Source organism: Bernardetia sp. (assembly GCF_020630935.1).
Lineage (GTDB): Bacteria > Bacteroidota > Bacteroidia > Cytophagales > Bernardetiaceae > Bernardetia.
In genome coordinates, this window is record NZ_JAHDIG010000007.1 from 62,306 (window position 1) to 83,433 (window position 21,128).

The 21,128-nt window shown below is 35.0% G+C and carries 16 protein-coding genes; 6 read left to right on the forward strand and 10 right to left on the reverse strand.

Annotated features, from left to right (window positions below; genetic code table 11):
• Positions 1 to 228 precede the first annotated feature (228 nt).
• Together mraY and QZ659_RS03665 are read right to left on the reverse strand one after the other, a co-directional pair.
• Positions 229 to 1,446, reverse strand: coding sequence for a phospho-N-acetylmuramoyl-pentapeptide-transferase (mraY, locus tag QZ659_RS03660; RefSeq protein ID WP_291722004.1), 1,218 nt, complete (start codon positions 1,444 to 1,446; stop codon positions 229 to 231).
• Between the two features lie 140 nt (positions 1,447 to 1,586).
• Entirely contained in the window at positions 1,587 to 2,324 is a 738-nt protein-coding gene (locus QZ659_RS03665) for a hypothetical protein (protein WP_291722007.1), read from the reverse strand.
• A gap of 646 nt (positions 2,325 to 2,970) precedes the next feature.
• Here QZ659_RS03665 and QZ659_RS03670 point away from each other — a divergent pair.
• Entirely contained in the window at positions 2,971 to 3,951 is a 981-nt protein-coding gene (locus QZ659_RS03670) for an SPOR domain-containing protein (protein ID WP_291722011.1), read from the forward strand.
• A 114-nt stretch (positions 3,952 to 4,065) separates the two neighbouring features.
• Entirely contained in the window at positions 4,066 to 4,689 is a 624-nt protein-coding gene (locus QZ659_RS03675) for a 2OG-Fe(II) oxygenase (protein WP_291722014.1), read from the forward strand.
• Here QZ659_RS03675 and QZ659_RS03680 read toward each other — a convergent pair.
• Complete coding sequence (locus QZ659_RS03680) at positions 4,664 to 5,269, reverse strand: HAD family hydrolase (RefSeq protein ID WP_291722016.1); 606 nt, start codon at positions 5,267 to 5,269, stop codon at positions 4,664 to 4,666. The genes QZ659_RS03675 and QZ659_RS03680 overlap by 26 nt on opposite strands.
• A 291-nt stretch (positions 5,270 to 5,560) precedes the next feature.
• Here QZ659_RS03680 and QZ659_RS03685 point away from each other — a divergent pair, with 291 nt between their 5' ends.
• Both QZ659_RS03685 and QZ659_RS03690 read left to right on the forward strand, forming a co-directional pair.
• On the forward strand, positions 5,561 to 6,928 hold the full coding sequence (locus tag QZ659_RS03685) for an NAD-dependent succinate-semialdehyde dehydrogenase (RefSeq protein ID WP_291722019.1): 1,368 nt from the start codon (positions 5,561 to 5,563) through the stop codon (positions 6,926 to 6,928).
• Between the two features lie 160 nt (positions 6,929 to 7,088).
• Positions 7,089 to 8,495 (forward strand): arginine decarboxylase, encoded by a 1,407-nt coding sequence (locus QZ659_RS03690; RefSeq protein ID WP_291722022.1) that lies wholly within the window; start codon positions 7,089 to 7,091, stop codon positions 8,493 to 8,495.
• A 159-nt stretch (positions 8,496 to 8,654) separates the two neighbouring features.
• Here QZ659_RS03690 and QZ659_RS03695 read toward each other — a convergent pair whose 3' ends face one another.
• On the reverse strand, positions 8,655 to 9,230 hold the full coding sequence (locus QZ659_RS03695) for a hypothetical protein (RefSeq protein ID WP_291722025.1): 576 nt from the start codon (positions 9,228 to 9,230) through the stop codon (positions 8,655 to 8,657).
• A gap of 302 nt (positions 9,231 to 9,532) precedes the next feature.
• Here QZ659_RS03695 and QZ659_RS03700 point away from each other — a divergent pair, with 302 nt between their 5' ends.
• Positions 9,533 to 11,836, forward strand: coding sequence for a M1 family metallopeptidase (locus QZ659_RS03700; protein WP_291722028.1), 2,304 nt, complete (start codon positions 9,533 to 9,535; stop codon positions 11,834 to 11,836).
• 105 nt (positions 11,837 to 11,941) lie between these two features.
• Here the strand turns inward: QZ659_RS03700 and QZ659_RS03705 are convergent, their stop codons facing one another.
• The gene (locus QZ659_RS03705) at positions 11,942 to 12,550 is read right to left on the reverse strand and encodes a nucleoside 2-deoxyribosyltransferase domain-containing protein (RefSeq protein WP_291722031.1); all 609 of its coding nucleotides are present in this window, start codon (positions 12,548 to 12,550) and stop codon (positions 11,942 to 11,944) included.
• 171 nt (positions 12,551 to 12,721) lie between these two features.
• On the opposite strand from QZ659_RS03705, the gene QZ659_RS03710 reads away from it, so the two are divergent.
• A complete protein-coding gene (locus tag QZ659_RS03710; protein WP_291722033.1) occupies positions 12,722 to 13,474 on the forward strand; it encodes a DUF4129 domain-containing protein in 753 nt (250 codons plus the stop codon).
• Positions 13,475 to 13,566: 92 nt separating this feature from the next.
• Here the strand turns inward: QZ659_RS03710 and QZ659_RS03715 are convergent, their stop codons facing one another.
• From QZ659_RS03715 to QZ659_RS03735, 5 genes are all read right to left on the reverse strand, one after another.
• The gene (locus QZ659_RS03715) at positions 13,567 to 14,442 is read right to left on the reverse strand and encodes a DUF58 domain-containing protein (RefSeq protein WP_291722036.1); all 876 of its coding nucleotides are present in this window, start codon (positions 14,440 to 14,442) and stop codon (positions 13,567 to 13,569) included.
• 2 nt (positions 14,443 to 14,444) lie between these two features.
• Positions 14,445 to 15,512 (reverse strand): type IX secretion system protein PorQ, encoded by a 1,068-nt coding sequence (gene porQ / locus QZ659_RS03720; RefSeq protein WP_291722039.1) that lies wholly within the window; start codon positions 15,510 to 15,512, stop codon positions 14,445 to 14,447.
• Positions 15,513 to 15,724: 212 nt separating this feature from the next.
• On the reverse strand, positions 15,725 to 19,588 hold the full coding sequence (gene rpoB, locus QZ659_RS03725; RefSeq protein ID WP_291722042.1) for a DNA-directed RNA polymerase subunit beta: 3,864 nt from the start codon (positions 19,586 to 19,588) through the stop codon (positions 15,725 to 15,727).
• A 473-nt stretch (positions 19,589 to 20,061) separates the two neighbouring features.
• The gene (locus QZ659_RS03730) at positions 20,062 to 20,568 is read right to left on the reverse strand and encodes an FKBP-type peptidyl-prolyl cis-trans isomerase (protein WP_291722045.1); all 507 of its coding nucleotides are present in this window, start codon (positions 20,566 to 20,568) and stop codon (positions 20,062 to 20,064) included.
• 90 nt (positions 20,569 to 20,658) lie between these two features.
• Positions 20,659 to 21,126, reverse strand: coding sequence for an FKBP-type peptidyl-prolyl cis-trans isomerase (locus QZ659_RS03735; protein WP_291722048.1), 468 nt, complete (start codon positions 21,124 to 21,126; stop codon positions 20,659 to 20,661).
• Positions 21,127 to 21,128 lie beyond the last annotated feature (2 nt).

Sequence of the window (21,128 nt, forward strand, 5' to 3'; positions counted from 1 at the left end):
TTCCAACCACGAAAACGAAATAAAAAACGAAAAAGAGCAAGTACCATTTTTTAGTGATAAATTATTAGTGATGAATGATTAATTGAAAGACAACAAAGTCAAGGCTTTCTCTGTAAAATAGTCTATATTAAATCAAGAAAAAATCAGTTTTATTTTAATTATTAAATAAAATAGGTAATCATTGTGTTTTAATTTTCCATTGATAACTGTGCATTATCAATTATTTTCTTATCTAATTTTCAGCGTAGCTAATGCAATAATAACTAATAAAATACCTACAATCCAAAAACGAGTAACGATTTTAACTTCATGATAACCTTTCTTCTGATAGTGATGATGAAGAGGAGACATTAAAAAAATGCGTTTTCCTTCTCCAAATTTTCTTTTGGTATATTTGAAATATACTACTTGCAGCATTACAGATAGATTTTCTATCAAAAATACTCCACAAAGAATTGGAATCATAAGTTCCTTACGAAGCGTAATTGCCAAAACTGCTATAATGCCACCCAACGACAAACTACCTGTGTCTCCCATAAACACCTGTGCAGGGAAAGAGTTGTACCAAAGAAAACCAATGCAAGCTCCAACAAAGGCAGCACAGAAAATAACAACTTCACCTGTGTTGGGCAAATACATAATATTCAAATAGTCTGCAAAAATCAAGTTACCCGAAACATAAGCAAAAGCACTCAAGGCTACTGCAATAATTGCTGTTGTTCCTGCTGCTAGTCCGTCTAAACCATCAGTTAAGTTTGCTCCATTTGAAACGGCAGTAATAATAAAAGTTACAACCAAAATATAAAAGATAACTACTCCATACTCTCCTAGAAAGTCTGGAACAAGGCTTCTGTAATCCAACTCATTATTTTTAATGAAAGGAATAGTTGTTTTAAGCGATTTTATATCTTCATAGCTAGAGTTTACTAAAGTAGTATAATCACTATTACTTATACTCTCACTAAAACTTCTTATCAGTACGTCTGGGTGGTAATACATTGCTATTCCAATCAAGATACCAATTCCTATTTGTCCTAATATTTTAAACTTTCCAGATAAACCTCCTTTATTTTTATGAATTACTTTGATATAGTCATCTATAAAACCAAGCAGTCCTAACCAAACTGTTGAGACAAGTAACAGAATAACATAAATGTTATGTAGTTGTGCCAAGAGAAGTGTAGGAATAAGTGTAGCTGCCAAAATTATTATTCCTCCCATTGTTGGTGTGCCAGCTTTCAAATTTTCGCCTTTCAAGCCTAAATCTCTGACTGTTTCACCGATTTGCTGCTTTTGAAGAAACAAAATGATTTTCTTTCCAAAAACAACACTGATTAAGAGCGATAGAAAAGCAGCCAACATAGCACGAAAACTAATGTACTGGAAAAGACCTGCTCCAGAGAGTTCGAACTGTTCACGCAAAAAGCGAAATAAATAATATAGCATAGATTAGAACTAGAAGAGAATATGCTTGGGAAATACAGCAAAGAGGTGGTAAATAATGAAAGGACAAATTTAAGAAAAAAAGCATTCTACTTCTATAAAGTAAAATGCTAATCTCTATCAAAAAAGAATCTTAATTTTTTTTATTTGAACAAACGCTTAGGTTTGCTAAAAGATAAATAGTAAGCAAAGAATAGTGCAAGAGAATAAAAAGCAATATCTACATACTCAAAACGGTCTTTCAAAAAGCCCCATAAGTGAGAAATATCAAAGGTGGTAAATGTTTCTATGTATGAAAGTTGAAAACTCTGAACGATAGGCTCAACAGCAGCCAAAACATTTCCAATAAAGCAACCTAATATAGTAAAAAAGACTGCCAAAACGCCAAAAACAGGGGTATGTCCTCTTCCTCCAATTCTCATACCTAAGGCAGCCAAAAGCCCTACCAAAATCGCCATAAAAGCATAATGGTGTTGTTCTATGTATTCGTCTATAAGCATTGTGGTTTTGCCCCAAATATAGGCTGCTCCTAACGAACCAATAAGAGAAAGTATAATTCCTAAATAAATATTAGATTTAGATTTCATGTCTGATAGGGAAGATTTTTCTAATGAATCAGATGATTCTTCAAGAGAATCAGATACAAGTACTGTATTTTCTGTTTCATCTGATGATGTGTCGTGCTGATTAAATTCAGTGGGCATTCCTACCCACTCGTAAGTTACTTCTAATTCTTCTAATGGCAAAATAGAAGCCTTATCGAAGGCAATAGGACTCTCGTTTGGTAAGTCTGAAAGAGATCTACTGGGTGTGTTGTCTGTATCTTCTTGAATTCTTTCAGTCTTCTTATCTTCTTCGTTTGTCGGAGTAGTATAATTCATACGAGTAAAATATTATTTTGTCAAATAGAGAGTAGAATAGTTATGATAAAAACCATTTATACTGTGATGGGAGCAACTGATAAGTGGTTTACCCTCAAAGTTTCAAGAACTATACCTTTTCGTTCAGAATGCTTACACGATATTCATTAAGTAAAATACTTATTTTTTTGTAGTAAACAAAAATCACTATATGACAGACAAGGTTACTTTTTTTGTAAAAATCGCCAAAATAAGGCATTGAAAGCCACTTAGAGACATTTATCTTGTTTTTATAAAGATAAAAATAATACTCCCATAATTGCAAAAAATCATACATTGTTACCAAAATGCAATCGACGAACAGATTAGTATGCTCGGCAAGCAGTTGTTTATTTTAGATGAAAAAAAGGCTATCAGAAGGCATTTTATATTTATCGAAATAATAAATCAGATGTATTGTAAAAAAAGCTATTCTATCAAATGTCAAAATAATTGTCAGACGGCTTATACAGTTTATTTATAAGCATATTTTTACTACTTTGTCGAAACAATAGCAGCCTTAAACAGAAAAAGCATACTTTTTGAATCACGTTAAATACTAAATTTATAGAGTCAAATTGATTATTTGTTCTATTCTCACCACTAAAAACTAATCACTTCCAATATTATGATGAAAAAATATTTTTATACTAAAGTAGCCTTTGTACTGGGTTGTCTTTACCTATTTTCATTTGGTTTTTCTTCGCAATTGTTTGCACAACAAGTAACTGTTCCAGAACAGGTCTGCCTCAATGGATTTGAACAACAACTCTACGCACTTATAGATTCTTATAGAAGTGAAAATGAAGCTCATACGATAACAATTTCTAAAAAACTAACCTTTGTAGCCAAACTACACGCAAGAGATTTATATCATAATCGAATTGATAAAGATTCTTGTAGTATGCAAAGTTGGTCTGACCAAGGTTTTTGGAATGCCTGTTGTTTCAATGAAAGAGACAATACCAAACAAGCCTGTATGTGGGATAAGCCAAAAGAAATTACAGGATATGAAGGAAAAGGATATGAAGTAATTTATAACGGAGGAAGTGAGCCGAAAAGAATTATGGAGCTTTGGAAAGGAAGTTCTTTCTATTCTGATATTCTCAAAAATACAGGACGTTATGCAGATAAAGACTGGGCTGCTGTCGGAATTGGACAATATAAAAACGTAACGGTAGTGTGGTTTGGAGAAGTTGAAGATGAAGAAAATGAAGTAGAAAGCTGTTCAGGCACAGAGCCAGAATACGACCTTAAAAATGGAACTTTAGCTGCTGGCAAAGAAGAGGTAGCTGATAATACAGACAATGGTATCAATACACTAACAGGAGATGGAGAAAATCCAGATGCAGACGGAGCAAGCACGAACACAGGATTACAGAATGGTAAGTTTTATTTGATTTATGGAAGCTATAGCACAGAAGAGTATGCCAATGCTGCTGTAAGACAACTTAGTGGACAGTTTCCACAGGCAAGAGTTATCACGACAAGTGATAGCGACCGTTACCGAATTGCGCTTTATGAATACGATACCAAAGAAGAAGCAAGAGATGCACAAAATAAATTAGATTACACATACGTGGGAGCTTGGGTATTAGAGGCAGAGTAAAAAACTCATTTTTTTGTAAGTAAAAAACCTATCTGATTACAATATTTCAGATAGGTTTTTTGTTTTAATGTGGCATAAAAACAGTTGTATTCTAACTCTTATATCTTAAAAATAATGCAAGAAATAATAACCAAAACACAAGAGACTATCATAGACGGACTTTGTGAAAAAGACTGGGCAGTAGTAGATAATTTTTTATCTCCCGAACTGATTGAAAACCTCAATCAAGAACTTACCGAAGAATACGAAAACGGTGATTTTAGACAGGCAGGAATAGGCAGAAAAGGTATAAACTGGCAGCTTCGTCCAGAAATTCGTTCAGATTATGTCAAGTGGTTAGATGTAGGAAGTCTTACATCATCACAACAACATTATTTTGATACGATTGAAGGTTTGCGTAAGAGTATAAATCAAAATCTATTCTTGTCTCTTAATTTTTTTGAAGCACATTTTGCCGTCTATCCTCATCAGAGTTTTTATAAAAAACACTTAGATAACCACGCAGGAAGCAATAAACGCTATATTTCTTGTATTCTGTACCTCAACAAAGACTGGAAAGAGCAAGACAATGGAAAGCTACGTGTCTATAAAAATGAAAATGAAGACAATTTTACAGACATCCTACCTGTCTTCAATCGTTTTGTTTGTATGCGAAGTGATGTAGTATGGCACGAAGTATTGCCTACTCAAAATGAGCGTCATCGTAAAAGTATTACAGGTTGGTTGCGTTACGAGTAGTTTGGCTTTGCCATCCTCGCTTTTCAATTTTTCGTACATTTGTTTTGTTTTTCAAAGTCAAGAGGTAATTAGCTAGTAAAAGCAATTCGTCGTCGTCTTTTCCCTCAAAAGGCGTTGGATAAATGGCATTTCCATAATTATCTTTTGATTTGTGAGGTGTGTCATCAACAATCAAGATGCGTTCTAATTTGTATCCTTTTTTCTTTAGTTTTTTGAGTGGTTTTACAAAATGGTAATGTGAACTATAATTACCGTAATTCTGATAGTCGTCGTAAATAGCTTGAAAATTCCTTCTAAAACTACAACGACTTCTTGCCCAAACAAACTCTAACTTTATATTTTTTGGAACAATCTTTTTTACTATTTCTTCTACATATTCATCATTAGCAGAAGACCACAAAGCGAGCAAAAAGTGGTCTTTTATTTTTTTAAAAAATTCCTTCAAGTACGGACGCTCATAGACAAAATAGTTGAACACTGTAAAGTCAAATGGCTTTTCTAGTTTTTTAGGGGTGGCGTGTATGAGTGTTTCGTCTATATCAAGAATGAGAAGGGTTTTATCTTCGTTTTTATAATCCATTGTCGTATTTTTTCTATGAACTTGTTTAAGACCTGAAAGCGAGCGAAGCTAATGTGTTTTAACAACCGTAAACGAGGTTTAGAACTGTCGTTTAGGGATTTTTATCCTCGTTGACGGCTGTATTTTGAGCCTCAACGACGGTTATTTTTCTATTCTTAACAACTTCTATCTAAAAGTCAAAAAGGGTTTTAAAAGTTCATTCTTGTATCTTTTTTCAAAAATCTCTAAACTTTTAAAGAAATTATAGATTTTGTATATAATCACTTTTTAAACTTAATTTTTTTAGAAAATATGTCAGATAAAAATACAGTCCAAACTCTCAACCCAGCTACTGGCGAAACGCTCAAAACCTATACACTTCTTTCAGAATCAGAAATTACACAAAAAATACAGAATGCAGAAAATGCTTTTCAAGACTGGAAAAAAACGAGTTTTGAAGAACGTTCAGAAAAATTTCGTAAGCTGTCTCTACTTTTAAAAGACAAGAAAGATAGTTTAGCCAAACTGATGACAGAGGAAATGGGAAAACCCATCACACAATCGAAATCTGAAGTAGAAAAATGTGCTTGGCTTTGTGATTTTTATGCAGAAAAGGCTGAAGATTTTTTATCTCCTGTTTCCAAAAAATCGGATGGTTCGGAAGCATACGTTCGTTACGACCCTCTAGGAGTTATTTTGGCTGTAATGCCTTGGAATTTCCCTTTTTGGCAGGTGTTTCGTTTTGCTGTGCCTTCCTTAATGGCTGGAAATGTAGGTGTTTTGAAGCACTCTTCTAACTCTTTTGGAGCAGGTGAGGCTATGGAATCACTTTTTTTAGAAGCTGGTTTTCCTAAAAATGTATTTCAAAATTTACTTATTAGTGGAAAACAAGTCAAGCAAGTGTTGGAAAACGACCATGTAAAGGCTGCAACTCTTACAGGAAGCGAAGCAGCAGGGGCATCAGTGGCAGAAATTGCAGGAAAAAATATCAAAAAAACAGTTTTAGAACTTGGTGGAAGCGACCCTTTTATTGTCTTAGCAGATGCAGATATTGAAATGGCAGCTAAAACAGCCGTAACAGCACGTACTCAAAACTCTGGACAAAGCTGTATTGCAGCCAAACGTTTTATAGTCTTGGAAGAAGTGTATGACAAGTTTGTAGAAGCCTTCAAAAAGGAAATGGCAACTCTAAAAATGGGCAACCCAATGGATGAAAATACTGATGTAGGCTCACAGGCAAGAGAAGATTTAGCCAAAGAACTAGAAGAACAAGTACAAAAATCGGTAGAAAAAGGAGCTAAGATTATTTTGGGTGGAAAAAGAGATAAAGCATTCTTCGAACCAACTATTTTAATAGATGTAAAAGAAGGAATGCCAGCTTTTGATGAGGAGCTTTTTGGCCCTGTGGCTGCCGTAATTAAAGCAAAAGACGAACATCACGCTTTAGAACTTGCCAACAATTCTGAATTTGGTTTGGGTTCTTCTCTTTGGACTGCTAACCTAGAAAAAGCTAGAGAAATAGCTTCAAAAATTGAATCTGGGAGTGTTTTTATCAATGGAATGGTAAAATCTGACCCTCGTTTGCCTTTTGGTGGAATTAAAAAATCGGGATATGGCAGGGAGCTTTCTACCAACGGAATCCACGAATTTGTCAATATAAAAACGGTTTGGATAGCGTAAGTGAATGAACAACGTGGAGTTGAAAATGGATAATTCATTAGACCAAACTATTTGCGTAATTGTCCATTATCCATTATTAAAATTATCCATTCATTTCTACATTTCGTATTTTTGTAACCAATAAAAAAAACTTTTCAATCTTATTTTTTCCAAAACGCTAATGACAAGACGTACTTCCCAACAACGTTATATCGACCTAATCAAACAAACATTTTATTTTGATACACCAGATTTTACAGTATCAAATGATGAATTGAATTTTTATGGTGTAGAGCTGATGCCTATTATTGAAAAATATGGTACACCATTGCGCCTTACTTATCTACCCAAGATTAGCGAAAACATACGAAGGGCAAGAAGTCATTTTGGCGAAGCTATCAAGAAACTTAATTACGACGCTGATTATGTCTATTGTTACTGTACTAAATCTTCTCATTTCAATTTCATAATGGAAGAAGTATTGAAAACAGGAGCGCACCTTGAAACTTCTTCTACCTTTGATATTGCTATTATCAAAAAACTACATCAAAGAGGAGATTTTGATAAAGAAAAATATGTGGTCTGTAATGGTTTTAAGAGAGATACTTATACAGACGAAATCAAATCGCTTTGGCAAGAAGGTTTTAAAAACTGTATTGCTGTCTTAGACAACAGAAAAGAAATAAATGCTTATGAGAGTGCAGAAGTAGAAGAGGCACAATTAGGAATTCGAATAGCTATAGAAGAAGAACCTAACTTTGCTTTTTATACCTCTCGTTTGGGTATTCGTTATAAAGATGTTATTGAGTTTTACAAAAAACATATTGCCACCAATCCGAAATTTAAACTGACACTACTTCATTTCTTTGTCAATTCTGGTATTCGTGATACTGTTTATTTTTGGAGTGAATTCAACAAATTTGTTCGTGCATACTGCGATTTGAAAAAAATCTGTCCAGAACTTCATATTTTAGATATTGGAGGAGGAATGCCTATCAAAAATTCTTTGGGTTTTGAATATGACTATGAATACATGACCGAAGCCATCGTTGCTAATATTCAAGAAGTTTGTGAGAGTGAAGGAGTACCTGTTCCGACTATTTTTTCAGAGTTTGGAAGTTTTACCGTAGGAGAAAGTGGAGCTATGATTTTTTCTGTAAAGGCTCAAAAACAACAAAACGACCGAGAACTTTGGTATATGATTGATGGTTCATTTATTACACATTTACCAGATACGTGGGGAATGGGCTACCGTTTTATTACTATGGCAATCAACAACTGGGATAAAGAATATCAGCAAGTGCATCTAGGAGGAATTACTTGCGATGGAATGGATTATTACGATTCTGAATCGCATATAGCTAAACTCATGTTACCAAAATTTACAAGAGGAACAGAACAATATATCGGTTTTTTCCATACAGGAGCATATCAAGAAAGTTTAGGAGGTTATGGAGGTATTCAGCATTGTTTGATTCCAAATTCGCAACATGTTATTATTAACAGAGACGAACAAGGCAACGTAACTACTGAGCTTTTCAGAAGAGAACAAACACAAGAGCAGGTTTTGAATATTTTAGGGTACTAAAGGTTATCACAGTTTTATTACAGGTCTGATTATCAATAGCTAAGAATTAAATCGTGCTTATTTCTTCATAGCATTAGGGTTTGCAAATCTTAATGCTATGAAGAAATGAACTTTACAAAATTAACTGTGATGAGTTTTACATTGACTTTGCATGTCATCTCAATTAATTTCCTCTATCATTTTCAGAAGTTCATCCTTAACATTTGCAGCATCTGATTCGTGGCGCAACTCCAAGGTTGCTTCAGCACTATTTCCAAAACGTTTTCTGACAATATGGATGTACATATTTTCTCTATCAGGCTGTATTCCTGCTATAACTTGGTTTCCGTTTTCGTTGCTTATTTCTTGATAACTAACTTCTTCTACTCCGTTATTGATAAAGTTTTTATACTGTGTTTCTAATGCCTTTTTTGCTATTGCTTTATCACTTTTCCAGCCCAATCTTATGAAAAGTTTACGTTTTCCTTCAGCATTGTAAAAATAGCATATAGAGCGTTTTTCACTATGCCCCATATCATCCGTTTTTAGAGAAGAAAGCTCTACATTTAATAACTTCGCAATTCGTTCTGTTGTAAATAGTTCACAACTTTTTTGCTTTTCTAATGTGCTAGAACTCTGATTAGATTTAGGTTGCGTAGTTTCTGTTGTAGTTTTTGTTTCTGCTGTTTCATTTTTTTTAGCAGTACAAGAAATCATAAATAATAAGATAAGGAAATAAATATTTAAGTGTTTCATTGAATAGATGATTTAATGGTTTAATTTACATTATACACAAAATAATTTACTAAAAAGGCTCATAGTTTAATCATAAACTTGTTGGTTCTTCTAAAAAACTAAATTGAAATAAACTTCAAATTAAAATTTTATAACATACACAACATATCAAAATACCTTTAAAATAGCCATTATTTAGTTAAATTTGGCAAAAATGTATTATTAGGTTTTGCCGTTGTTGGTGTCTCCACCAACGACAGACCCCTTTACCACACTATTTTAATTAAATTTTCTCAATGAATATTAAGTACAACTACTCAAACATGCTGTTACTTATAGTAGGCGTGTTTATCTCATTTGCTTCTCAAAGTGCGTTTGCACAGCGAGACAAAAATATTAATCGTTCTTATTTTAAGCAGTTAGGCGAAGAGCTGCCAACGCCAAATGTCTATCGTGCTGGTTCGGGTGCACCAGGGCATCAGTATTGGCAACAAAAAGTAGATTACAAAATCCAGCTTACCTTAGATGACGAAAAGCAGCGCATCACAGGGCAAGAAACTATTACTTATCACAATAACTCACCAGATGTTTTAGATTATTTTTGGGTGCAGTTAGACCAAAATATGAGAGCAAAAGACTCTGATACCTATAAAACTTCTACTGGAACACTCAACGAAAAAAACACACTTCGTGGTATTGCCTACATCACAGGTAACTCTGATTTTGAAGGTGGATTCAATATTGAAGCTGTAACAACAACAGATGGAAAAGCTCTTTCTCACACCATCAACAGAACCATGATGAGAGTAGATTTGCCTACCTCTTTAAAACCAAATGAAAAATATTCTTTTCAAATCAAATGGAATTATAATATTCAAGACCAATTAAAATACGGAGGTCGTAGTGGTTATGAATATTTTGAAAAAGATGGAAATTATCTCTATGAGATTGCTCAATTTTTTCCAAGAATGGCTGTTTATGATGATGTAAATGGTTGGTTACACAAACAATTTTTAGGGCGTGGAGAGTTTGCGTTAGAATTTGGAGACTATGAAGTAGAAATGACTGTTCCAGCAGACCATATTTTGGGAGCTACTGGTGTTCTTCAAAACCCAGATGAAGTTTTGACAGCTACTCAAAAAGAGCGTTGGGAAAAAGCACAGAGTTCTGATGTTCCTGTTGTGATTGTTACGCAAGACGAAGCTACTAAAGCAGAAAAAAGTAAAGCTAAAGGCACAAAAACATGGAAATTTAAGGCTGATAATGTACGTGATTTTGCGTTTGCTTCTTCAAGAAAGTTTATTTGGGATGCAATGAGCGTAAAAATGCCAAACGGAAAAAACGTAATGGCAATGTCGTATTATCCAAAGGAAGGTAATCCACTTTGGGGACAATATTCGACAGAAGTGGTAGCACATACCTTAGAAGTATATTCAAAACACACGATTGACTATCCTTATCCAGTAGCAATTTCAGTTCACGGTCCTGTTTGGGGAATGGAATATCCAATGATTTGTTTCAATGGAGGAAGACCAGAAGAAGACGGAACATATTCTTCACGCATCAAATACGCTATGATTTCAGTAATTATTCACGAAGTAGGACATAATTTCTTCCCTATGATTATCAACTCTGACGAGCGTCATTGGACGTGGATGGATGAAGGTTTGAATACGTTCATGCAATTTATTACAGAACAGGAATGGCAAAGAGATTATCCTTCACGCCGTGGTGATGCTAAAAATATTGTAGATTATATGAAAGGTTCGAAGGCTGGAATTATGCCTATCATGACCAATTCAGAATCTATTCCTCAATTTGGAAACAATGCCTACGGTAAGCCTGCAACAGCACTCAATATTTTACGTGAAACTATAATGGGAAGAGAACTTTTCGACCACGCTTTCAAAGAATATTCAAAGCGTTGGGCATTCAAACATCCAAAACCTGCTGACTTTTTCCGTAGTATGGAAGATGCTTCTGGAACTGATTTAGACTGGTTTTGGTGGGGATGGTTCTATACAACTGACCATGTAGATATTTCTATTGAAGATGTAACTTTCTTTGAGCCAAACTCATTAAGTGCAGCAGTAGAAACAACTAAAGAAGAAGAGGCTTTGAGCATTACGCAGCAGAGAAACAAAACAGCAATTGCAAAAACTCGTTTAGAGCGTCGTCCACAGCTTGCAGATTTCTACAATTCGTATGATGATAGAATGACAGAAGCAGATGCAAAACGTAATTATGAAGATTATTTAAGTGGTCTGACAGACGAAGAGCGTAATTTTATCAAACAAAATCCTTATTTCTATCAGATAGACTTTAAAAATATGGGTGGGCTTGTAATGCCAGTTATCATTGAGTTTACTTATGAAGATGGAAGCAAGGAAGTTCAAAAAATTCCTGCTGAAGTTTGGAGAATGAATAACGAGCAGTTTAGTAAAGTTTTCATGACTAAGAAAAAAGTAACTTCTATTCTCTTAGACCCAGAGCTTGAAACAGCTGACACAGACACATACAACAATAGCTATCCTCGTATAGAAGTTCCTACTCGTTTTGAGCTTTACAGAAGAGGCAATTATTCTTCTCCGAATCCAATGCAGATGCAAAAGAAGAAAAAAAATTAATCAGATTTTAAATTAAATAAAAACCGTGTTTTGTTTGTTACAGAACACGGTTTTTATTTTTTATGACTTGTGAAAGAAAAAAGCCCTCATCATCAAGCAACTTTATCAGTATTCCCACTTACCAGCAATGAGTGAAGTGGCAATCTCCTCCACAAATGAATCTGCTACTAATTTGTTTTTATCTTCTATTTTCAAAAAATGCCATTTTACTCCATGAATGTCAGCTATTTTTTTTGCCCATTTTATACTATCAGCATCTTCTGGACTACCTACAATAAATTTTCTTCTCGTTGGGTTTTTGACATACTCCTGCAAAAAATAACCAAATTCTAATCGACTTGTAGGGGCAATATTAGCATCAAAAACTCCAGATTTTTCCTTTGTCCAGTAAGCTGGCAACCAAAAAGCTGTAATATCACAAAGCTGAAGGTATTGAAGCTCCCACGTAATTTGTTTGTCTCTGACAACCTCTAGCTCTGATTTTGGGTTTTTATTGTCTATATCTGACCATTTTCCTGTTTCTGGCTCTGGCGAAACGACTATCATACTTGGATTCAAACGCTTGTCTTCTCTTAGCTTTTGAATAACTTTTCTTCGCCATCCTGTTTTTAAATTAGCTTCTGAAGGTGTTGCGCCAGCCAAAAAAACACCAAGTTTTGGAAAAATAGTATCATGATTTCTTGAAAAAAGTGTTCTGATGGGTTCGTGTTGCATAGGACAGAATAAGTTAAATTATTCTTCTAAGATAAAAAAATAATGCAATCAAGCTCCTTAAAACAATCATTAACTTTTTATTTTTTGTATATTTACCAAGTATGTGATAACAAAACAAATCCCATTGAAGCTCAAATGTAGTTATTGATGAGGCAAAAAGCACTAAAATAGATGTACGATACCATTATTTCTATAAAGATGAGACTTAGCAAAACTTTTTTTTCAGTATTGATTGTATTTACTTTTTTATTTAGTATGTTCTCGTGGATTTCGTATGCTCAAGACAATACTACAAATACAGAGACCGTAGAGATAAAAGAATTTGATGAAGAAAAATGGAACAACCTAAGAGATGGAATCAAATATACCAAAGAAGTCGTAGAGGAGAAAGAGTACACACCTCCAACCAACTCTAAGTGGCCTAAATTTGATTGGGCATTTTTAGCAAGTTTTAAATATGTCTTGATTGGGCTTGTAGTGGCTTTGCTCGCCTTAGCTTTAGTTTGGTTTTTTACAAAAGGTGTTTTATTTGGCAACAAAAAAACAAAGCTAGAGGAAGAACAGGCTGCTTTCCTTACAGAAGAGAACTTAGAAAAAGTAGAATTTGGTTATTTGGAACAAGCCTTAGAAAAAGCTCTTTTACAGCGCAATTTCCGTATGGCAATCCGTATTCATTACCTTTGGCTTTTGAAAGTATTGTATGAAAATGAGCTTATCAACTGGAAAAAGGACAAAACCAACCACGCCTATATTTCTGAACTCGCTAGAAAATCGTCAGAAGAAGCAGCTTCTCATTTTAGAAAACTAACACTTTGGTATGAAAAAGCATGGTACGGAGAATCAACCATCGATGAAAAAGATTATCAAGGTGTAGAGCATCATTTTGTGGATTTTAGAAAATCACAAGGAAATAAAGCTGCATAGAAGTGAATACTTATCATTGGTTAGATACCAACAATGGCTAGAACAAAGTTTAGCTATTTTCAATTATCCATCTTTTATTATCAATTATAAGGCTATTTCCTTCTTGTCTTTCTCAATTTAAAGAGCTTGATAAGTTTGGGAACATAATCATCGTGTGTGCTTAAGTACAGATAATCTGCTCCATAACGTTTGCAAAGATTTTCTAGTTTAGTTCTTTTCTCTACAAATTGCTTTTCAAAACGCTGACGATATTCTTTTGAAGATGTGTTTATCCATACCGATTTGCCCGATTCTTTATCATGAATCTGAACAATACCAAGTTGTGGCAAATCTTGTTCTCTTGGGTCGCCAAGATGCACACAAATTAAGTCATGCTGTTTTGCTACGCCTTTTAATGCAGCCTCATAATCTTCATCGATAAAGTCAGACACCAAAATCATTACACTTTTTCGTTTAATGATATTCATAGCCATTGTGATGGCTTTTGACAGATTAGTTTGGTCGGAAGAAGGTTGTAAGTCGAAAATGACTTTCAAAATTTGTGCAGCCTGTCTGTTGCCTTTATCTGGACGAACATAACGCTCTCGTTTATCACTAAAACAAAGCAAACCTACTGAACTTTGTTCACGCAATGCTGAAATGGTTAGGACTCCACAAATTTCTTTTCCAATATCTAATTTTTGTAAGCCTTTTGCGCCTACACGTTGAGACGCACTTACATCAAGCACAAAAAAAACGTTCTGCTCCTTTTCTTCTTTGTAGGTATTGATATATGCTCCTTGTCCTTTTGCAGAAATATTCCAGTTGATAGTACGAATGTCGTCTCCGTAGTTGTATTGACGTACATCATCAAATTCTAGCCCAGAACCTTTAAAAACAGAATGACTTTCGCCCTGCATACTTGTATTGACAGCCTTACGAATTAAGATTTCGTATTTGCGAAGTTTGCTGATTATATCTTTTAACATACCTAATTTTTTCTAAATAATTTCTTAGTGTCTAATGTAATGGTAAAATTGTTTGTCCCTCCTGCAATATGCGCTAAAGAACGAGAATATGCAAACTCAAACGAGCGAATGCGTACCACTCCACCAAATGAAAAACCAACAAAAGCAGGACGTGCTGTTACGACCAACTCACGACGACGCAAAAAATTATAACCTGCACGAAGGTTGAAATTTTTATTAAAAATAACTTCTGCCCCCAAAACTACTCTTCGTATTGCTCTATCTATTGCAGTAGTTTCTTCTACAATCAGTTGTCCGTTGGCATCTAGTGTAGTGCTTCTTGTAGGGTCATTGTAGGCAATATTTCTTCTAAAAAGTTGTTGTAAGGTCATAGAAAAACGCACAGGCATTTTTTCTGGTTTAAAAGATGCTCCCAAAAGAATATTCATCGGCATTGTATATTCAGAAGTAGGGGAGTAATTACTAATCAGAAAACCTAGATTGTTCATCACAAGTCCAAAGCGCAAATCTTTATCTGGATGAGTCAGTGTTCCTCCCAAGTCTAAAAAAACTCCTGTGGCAGTAAAGCCAGCAAGCTGCGAACCTGCAATTTTTAATGTAGCTCCTACACGGAAAGCATCAAATTTTTGTGAATGACTCACTCCAAAGCTATACTCACTTGCATTTATTTCTCCTAAAGAGTTTCCAAGAGCATCATAGCTTTCAATATTTCCATAATTGAGATATTGGAATGAAAAACCAAGGTTTGAAAAGCGACCTAGTTTATTAAAATCGTGTCCGTAGGCTAAGTTTACATTGCTGATTCCTGCTGAATAGCCATAATATGCTAGAGAAAGACGGTCATGTGCTTCGGTAGTCAGAAGTGCTGGATTTTCGATATGCATATTGATGTCTTGCTGACTCCCTACATCTTGAGACGTAATATTTGCTCCTCCCAAACCTATCACTCGGGCGTGGGTTGGAAGGTTTATAAATTCTAACGACGTTTTTCCTCCTATCTGTCCCAAAACAAAAGTTTGAAAACCCATTAGAAAAAATACAGTCGTTACGAATGGTTTAATACATTTCATTTGCTGGTAAAAATTGCGTTTTGGCTTAGTTCTTTGCTATACTAATTTACTTAAAAATCATTTAGCATCTTTACAAAGATACTCGTTTTTGATAGAAAGTATCTTAAAAAAAGCATAATGTTCTTTCTTACTTCTTTTATGCAAAAAATCCCTTCTATTTCAAAAGAAATAAAAGGGATTTAGTCTTTATATTTAAACTAAGCTAATTTCAATTAGTCTAATGTAATTTCTAATGCAAGACCACGAAGTTCGTGTATCAGTACGTTGAAAGATTCTGGAATATTCGGATTTGGCATATTCTCTCCTTTTACGATACATTCATACGCCTTAGCACGTCCAAGAACATCATCTGACTTGATAGTCAAGATTTCTCTCAAAATGTGTGAAGCTCCGAATGCCTCTAATGCCCAAACTTCCATCTCTCCAAAACGCTGACCACCAAACTGTGCTTTACCACCCAAAGGCTGCTGTGTAATGAGAGAGTAAGGACCAATAGAACGAGCGTGCATCTTATCATCTACTAAGTGACCTAGTTTCAGCATATACATAATACCTACGGTAACAGTTTGCTCAAACTTCTCTCCAGTACGTCCATCAAAAACTTCCATCTTACACCATTCTGGCAATCCAGCTTTTTCGATTTCTGCTGCAACTTCTTCCTCTGTTGCTCCATCAAAAATAGGTGTAGCATACTTAGTTCCCATTCTAAGACCTGCGTGTCCTAAAATTGTCTCATAAATTTGTCCGATGTTCATACGAGAAGGTACACCAAGTGGGTTCAAGACAATATCCACTGGACGACCATCTGCTAGGAACGGCATATCTTCCTCACGAACAATACGAGCTACAACTCCTTTGTTTCCGTGACGACCTGCCATCTTATCCCCTACTTTTAGCTTACGCTTCTTAGCAACATAAACTTTAGCAAGTTTTACGATTCCTGCAGGAAGTTCGTCTCCTACTTCTAGTGCAAAACGCTGACGTTTGAACTCTGCTGTAATTTCATTACGTTTTTGGTTGTAATTTTTAACCAATTCAGCGAGCATTTCATTTGTCTTTTCATCTTCTGTAAAGTCTTTCAAAATTACATCAGCGATAAAGTTTACTTCTTCTGGAACGTTGTAGTTACTCTCATCACGATACGCATTTTTACTTGGGAAGAATGCTTGCTCAATATTGTGATGTGTGAAAGTAGCATCTTTTGCCAATACGACATCTCCGTATTTGTGATTGATTCCTTGTGAAGTTTTACCTTCTAAGAGTTCAGCCATTTTATTTATCATCTGCGAACGCATTCCGATAAGATCTCGGCTATATTCTTTCTTCAATGCTTCTACTTGCTTACGTGTTTTGGCACGCATATCTTTATCCTTTTTAGGACGAGAGAAAAGCTGAGTATTGATAACAACACCTTGAAGTGAAGCCGAAGCACGCATAGAAGCATCTTTTACATCACCTGCTTTGTCTCCAAAGATAGCACGAAGAAGTTTTTCTTCTGGTGTAGGGTCTGTTTCTCCTTTAGGAGTAATTTTTCCTACCAAAATATCTTGCTCTTTTACTTTTGCACCAATACGGATAATACCGTTTTCATCCAAATCTTTAACAGCATCTTCACTTACGTTTGGAATTTCAGAAGTAAGTTCTTCCTCTCCACGTTTCGTATCACGAACTTCAAGTTCGAACTGGTCGATGTGAATAGAAGTATAAATATCATCTCTTACTACTTTTTCAGAAATAACAATCGCATCCTCAAAGTTATATCCTTGCCAAGGCATGAAAGCAACCATTAGGTTACGACCAAGAGCAAGTTCTCCTTTTTCAGTTGCATATCCTTCACAAAGTACATCGCCTTTCTTTACTTTCTCGCCTTTCAATACAATTGGACGAAGGTTGATACAAGTATCTTGGTTAGTACGACGGAATTTTGTTAGCTGATAAGTAGTATATTCGTTATCAAAGTTTACAAGTTTTTGCTCATCTGACCAGTTGTATTTTACTACAATCTTCTTAGCATCTACATAATCAATTACTCCATCATCTTCTGCCACAACTAAAGCTCTTGAATCCATAGCTACACGTCTTTCCAAACCTGTACCTACAATTGGAGCTTGTGGACGTAAAAGTGGAACTGCTTGACGCTGCATGTTTGAACCCATCAAGGCACGGTTGGCATCGTCATGTTCTAAGAATGGAATAAGCGAAGCTGCTACCGAAACAATTTGGTTTGGAGCAACATCCATATACGTAATATTTTCTGGCGACTCTAGTGGGAAATCACCTTCTAAGCGACATTTTACAAGGTCAGAAACAAATTTGCCTTTATTGTCTAGTTCAGCATTTGCTTGTGCGATGATTTGCTCATCTTCCTCCTCTGCTGTTAAGAATTTAACTTTATCAGTAGCTTTATTATTCTTAACAATACGATAAGGTGTTTCGATAAAGCCCATTCCATTTACAGTAGCATGCACACAAAGCGATGAAATCAGACCAATGTTTGGACCTTCTGGCGTTTCGATAGTACACAAACGACCGTAGTGTGTATAGTGAACATCTCGCACCTCAAAACCTGCACGCTCACGAGAAAGACCACCCGGACCTAGAGCAGACATTCTACGCTTGTGCGTAATTTCAGCTAATGGATTTGTTTGATCCATAAACTGAGAAAGCTGGTTTGTTCCGAAGAAGGAATTAATTACTGATGACAATGTACGAGCATTAATCAAATCTACTGGCTTAAAATCTTCGTTATCACGAACATTCATACGCTCTTTGATAGTACGAGCCATACGAGCTAAACCAACCCCAAACTGACTGTAAAGCTGCTCACCTACTGTACGTACACGACGATTAGAAAGGTGGTCAATATCATCTACTACTGCTCTTGAATTTATAAGAGTAATTAAGTGGCGAATGATTCGGATAATGTCTTCTTTTGTAAGAACACGAACACTCATTTCCAAATCTAAACCTAGCTTTCTGTTGATTCTGTAACGACCAACTTCTCCTAAATCGTAGCGTTTTTCACTAAAGAAAAGACTTTGGATTACATCACGAGCTGTTTGCTCATCTGGTGCTTCTGTATTACGAAGCTGACGGTAGATTTGCTCTACGGCTTCTTTTTCTGAGTTTGAATTGTCTTTTTGTAATGTATTATAAACAATCGCAAAATCATTGATATTAATATCTTCTCTATGAAGGATGATTGATTCTGTATTCGAATCAATGATGGTTTGGATATGCTCTTCTTCTATTTCAGAATCACGCTCCAAAAGTACCTCATTACGAGTAATACTTACTACCTCTCCTGTATCTTCATCTACAAAGTCTTCTGTCCAAGTACGGAGAACACGAGCAGCTAATTTTCTACCAACTACTTTCTGAATATTTGCTTTTGTAGCTTTTACTTCTTCTGAAAGACCAAAAAGCTCCAAAATTTCTCTATCTGTACCATATCCGATAGCACGAAGAAGTGTAGTAACAGGGAATTTCTTTTTACGGTCAATGTAAGCATACATAATGTTGTTTACATCCGTTGCAAATTCAATCCAAGAACCTTTGAATGGAATGATACGAGCTGAATAGAGTTTCGTACCGTTGGTGTGTTTACTTTGAGCAAAGAAAACCCCTGGAGAACGGTGAAGTTGTGAAACGATAACACGCTCTGCACCATTGATAACAAAAGAGCCACGCTCTGTCATTACGGGTACGTTTCCTAAAAATACCTCTTGTTCGATGGTTTCGAAATCTTCATTGTCTTCGTCGTTACAAAGCAAACGTAGCTTCGCTTTTAAAGGCACTGCATAAGTAAGACCTCTATCCACACATTCTTGTACAGAATATTTTGGTGGGTCTATGATATAATCTACAAACTCCAGTACAAAATTATCTCGTGAGTCAGAAATAGGGAAGTTCTCCATAAATACTTTATAGAGTCCGTCTGCTGTTCTTTTCTCTGGAGGAGTACCTAGTTGGAAGAAATCTTGAAACGACTTTACCTGCACATCTAAAAAGTGTGGGTAATCTATAATAGATGTCGTTTTGCGAAAGTTTATTCTGCCGTGTTTTAATGTAGCCAAGGCTCGTATAGGTTTGAGTGAACGAAAATGGAATGCTTATATCTCAATTACGAATTACGAATTACTCAACTATTAATGATACAATCAATCTATAATTGAATCATTATCATTGAGTTATATTTATTCTATTCGTTTTTTGTCTTTTTTATTTCTTGCTTATCAATATTTTAAGTCAGAAAAAGCCCTAAAAATAATAAAGAACTTTGTTCAAATTCTCTAATAATCTTTACGGTTTTATTTTTTCACTAAAAAACTGTGAATGAAAGTGGTTCTGATACTATTCGAATACTTTTAAAATTCTCTATAAAATGCAGATAAAAACAAGAAAAATGCTATTTTTTGGCTACTTACTAAAGATTTTATTTTAGAATCTCTCCCAAAACAATCTACTTGTAGCCAAAATATCTCGCAAAGATATGATTTTATTTGCAAATTTCAAAAATAATAGTAGTAAGAATCTTAATGTTTCTATCTTATATTTCTCTTCTAATTTCAAAAACTAGCGTAGCAAAAGGAGGAATAACTTCTCCACTGCTAGAGCTTATACCTTGCTGTCCGTAAGCATAACGAGAAGGAATGAAGAATAAGGTTTTTTCTTGACGTTTCATTTGTTTGACTGCTTCATTAAAACCAGCTACTACTGAACCAGCTCCAATCGTAAAAGTTAGAGGCTCTCCTCGCTCATACGAACTGTCAAACTGTCTGCCATAGAGAACACTGCCTTCATAATTCACTACTACGGAAGCACCATCATTTGAAATAACTGTTCCCTCTCCTTCTTCTAAGACGATATAGTAGATTCCCAAATCTGTTTTTTGAGCTTGAGCTGTCAAGTTATTTTCAGCTAAATATTGCTGAATGATTTGGTCTTCTCTTTCAGCTTGTATGTCTGCCTCTATGAGAGGTTCAGTGTCGTTGTTATTACAAGAGAAAAAGACAAATCCAATAAATAAAAATAAAATATAAATGGAAAATTTCATGTGGTTTGATTACTTAGTAATAAATATAAAATATATATTTTTTGGAAGAGGATTTTGGTCAGTTTAGAAAATCTGACTTACGCTGTTTTTTTAGTTAAAAACTTCTACTCTGAATATTAAGATAGAATAAGGTTTTATTGCTGAACCTGCACTTCTTGAGCCATATCCTAAGTGAGATGGAATATAAAGCGTTCCTTTTCCACCTTTTCCAATAAGGGGAATTCCTTCATCCCAACCTTGAATTACTTGTCCTGTGCCAACAGGAAATGAAAATGGAGTTCCTCTACTGAAAGAAGAATCAAATATTTCTCCAGTAGTGAGTAATTTTCCTTCATAATGTACTCTAATAGTTTCTCCATTTTGAATAGGAGAACCTTGCTCATCGACAACATAATACAATCCAGATTCTGTCTTTTGAGGATTGATATTATTTGTTGCAAAGTAATCTTGCAAAATTTGGTCTTGTTCGGCTAGACTTGATGGATTTTCTTCTTCTTTTTTACAAGAGGCAAGAAATACAAATCCAATAAAGAGTAATATGATGTTTGATAGTTTCATTT

What these genes read in the sequence shown, in the direction of transcription:
- mraY (WP_291722004.1), bottom strand. Translation starts at nt 1,446, where the DNA reads ATGCTATATTATTTATTTCGCTTTTTGCGTGAACAGTTCGAACTCTCT.
- QZ659_RS03665 (WP_291722007.1), bottom strand. Translation starts at nt 2,324, where the DNA reads ATGAATTATACTACTCCGACAAACGAAGAAGATAAGAAGACTGAAAGA.
- QZ659_RS03670 (WP_291722011.1), top strand. Translation starts at nt 2,971, where the DNA reads ATGATGAAAAAATATTTTTATACTAAAGTAGCCTTTGTACTGGGTTGT.
- QZ659_RS03675 (WP_291722014.1), top strand. Translation starts at nt 4,066, where the DNA reads ATGCAAGAAATAATAACCAAAACACAAGAGACTATCATAGACGGACTT.
- QZ659_RS03680 (WP_291722016.1), bottom strand. Translation starts at nt 5,269, where the DNA reads ATGGATTATAAAAACGAAGATAAAACCCTTCTCATTCTTGATATAGAC.
- QZ659_RS03685 (WP_291722019.1), top strand. Translation starts at nt 5,561, where the DNA reads ATGTCAGATAAAAATACAGTCCAAACTCTCAACCCAGCTACTGGCGAA.
- QZ659_RS03690 (WP_291722022.1), top strand. Translation starts at nt 7,089, where the DNA reads ATGACAAGACGTACTTCCCAACAACGTTATATCGACCTAATCAAACAA.
- QZ659_RS03695 (WP_291722025.1), bottom strand. Translation starts at nt 9,230, where the DNA reads ATGAAACACTTAAATATTTATTTCCTTATCTTATTATTTATGATTTCT.
- QZ659_RS03700 (WP_291722028.1), top strand. Translation starts at nt 9,533, where the DNA reads ATGCTGTTACTTATAGTAGGCGTGTTTATCTCATTTGCTTCTCAAAGT.
- QZ659_RS03705 (WP_291722031.1), bottom strand. Translation starts at nt 12,550, where the DNA reads ATGCAACACGAACCCATCAGAACACTTTTTTCAAGAAATCATGATACT.
- QZ659_RS03710 (WP_291722033.1), top strand. Translation starts at nt 12,722, where the DNA reads ATGTACGATACCATTATTTCTATAAAGATGAGACTTAGCAAAACTTTT.
- QZ659_RS03715 (WP_291722036.1), bottom strand. Translation starts at nt 14,442, where the DNA reads ATGTTAAAAGATATAATCAGCAAACTTCGCAAATACGAAATCTTAATT.
- porQ (WP_291722039.1), bottom strand. Translation starts at nt 15,512, where the DNA reads ATGAAATGTATTAAACCATTCGTAACGACTGTATTTTTTCTAATGGGT.
- QZ659_RS03730 (WP_291722045.1), bottom strand. Translation starts at nt 20,568, where the DNA reads ATGAAATTTTCCATTTATATTTTATTTTTATTTATTGGATTTGTCTTT.
- QZ659_RS03735 (WP_291722048.1), bottom strand. Translation starts at nt 21,126, where the DNA reads ATGAAACTATCAAACATCATATTACTCTTTATTGGATTTGTATTTCTT.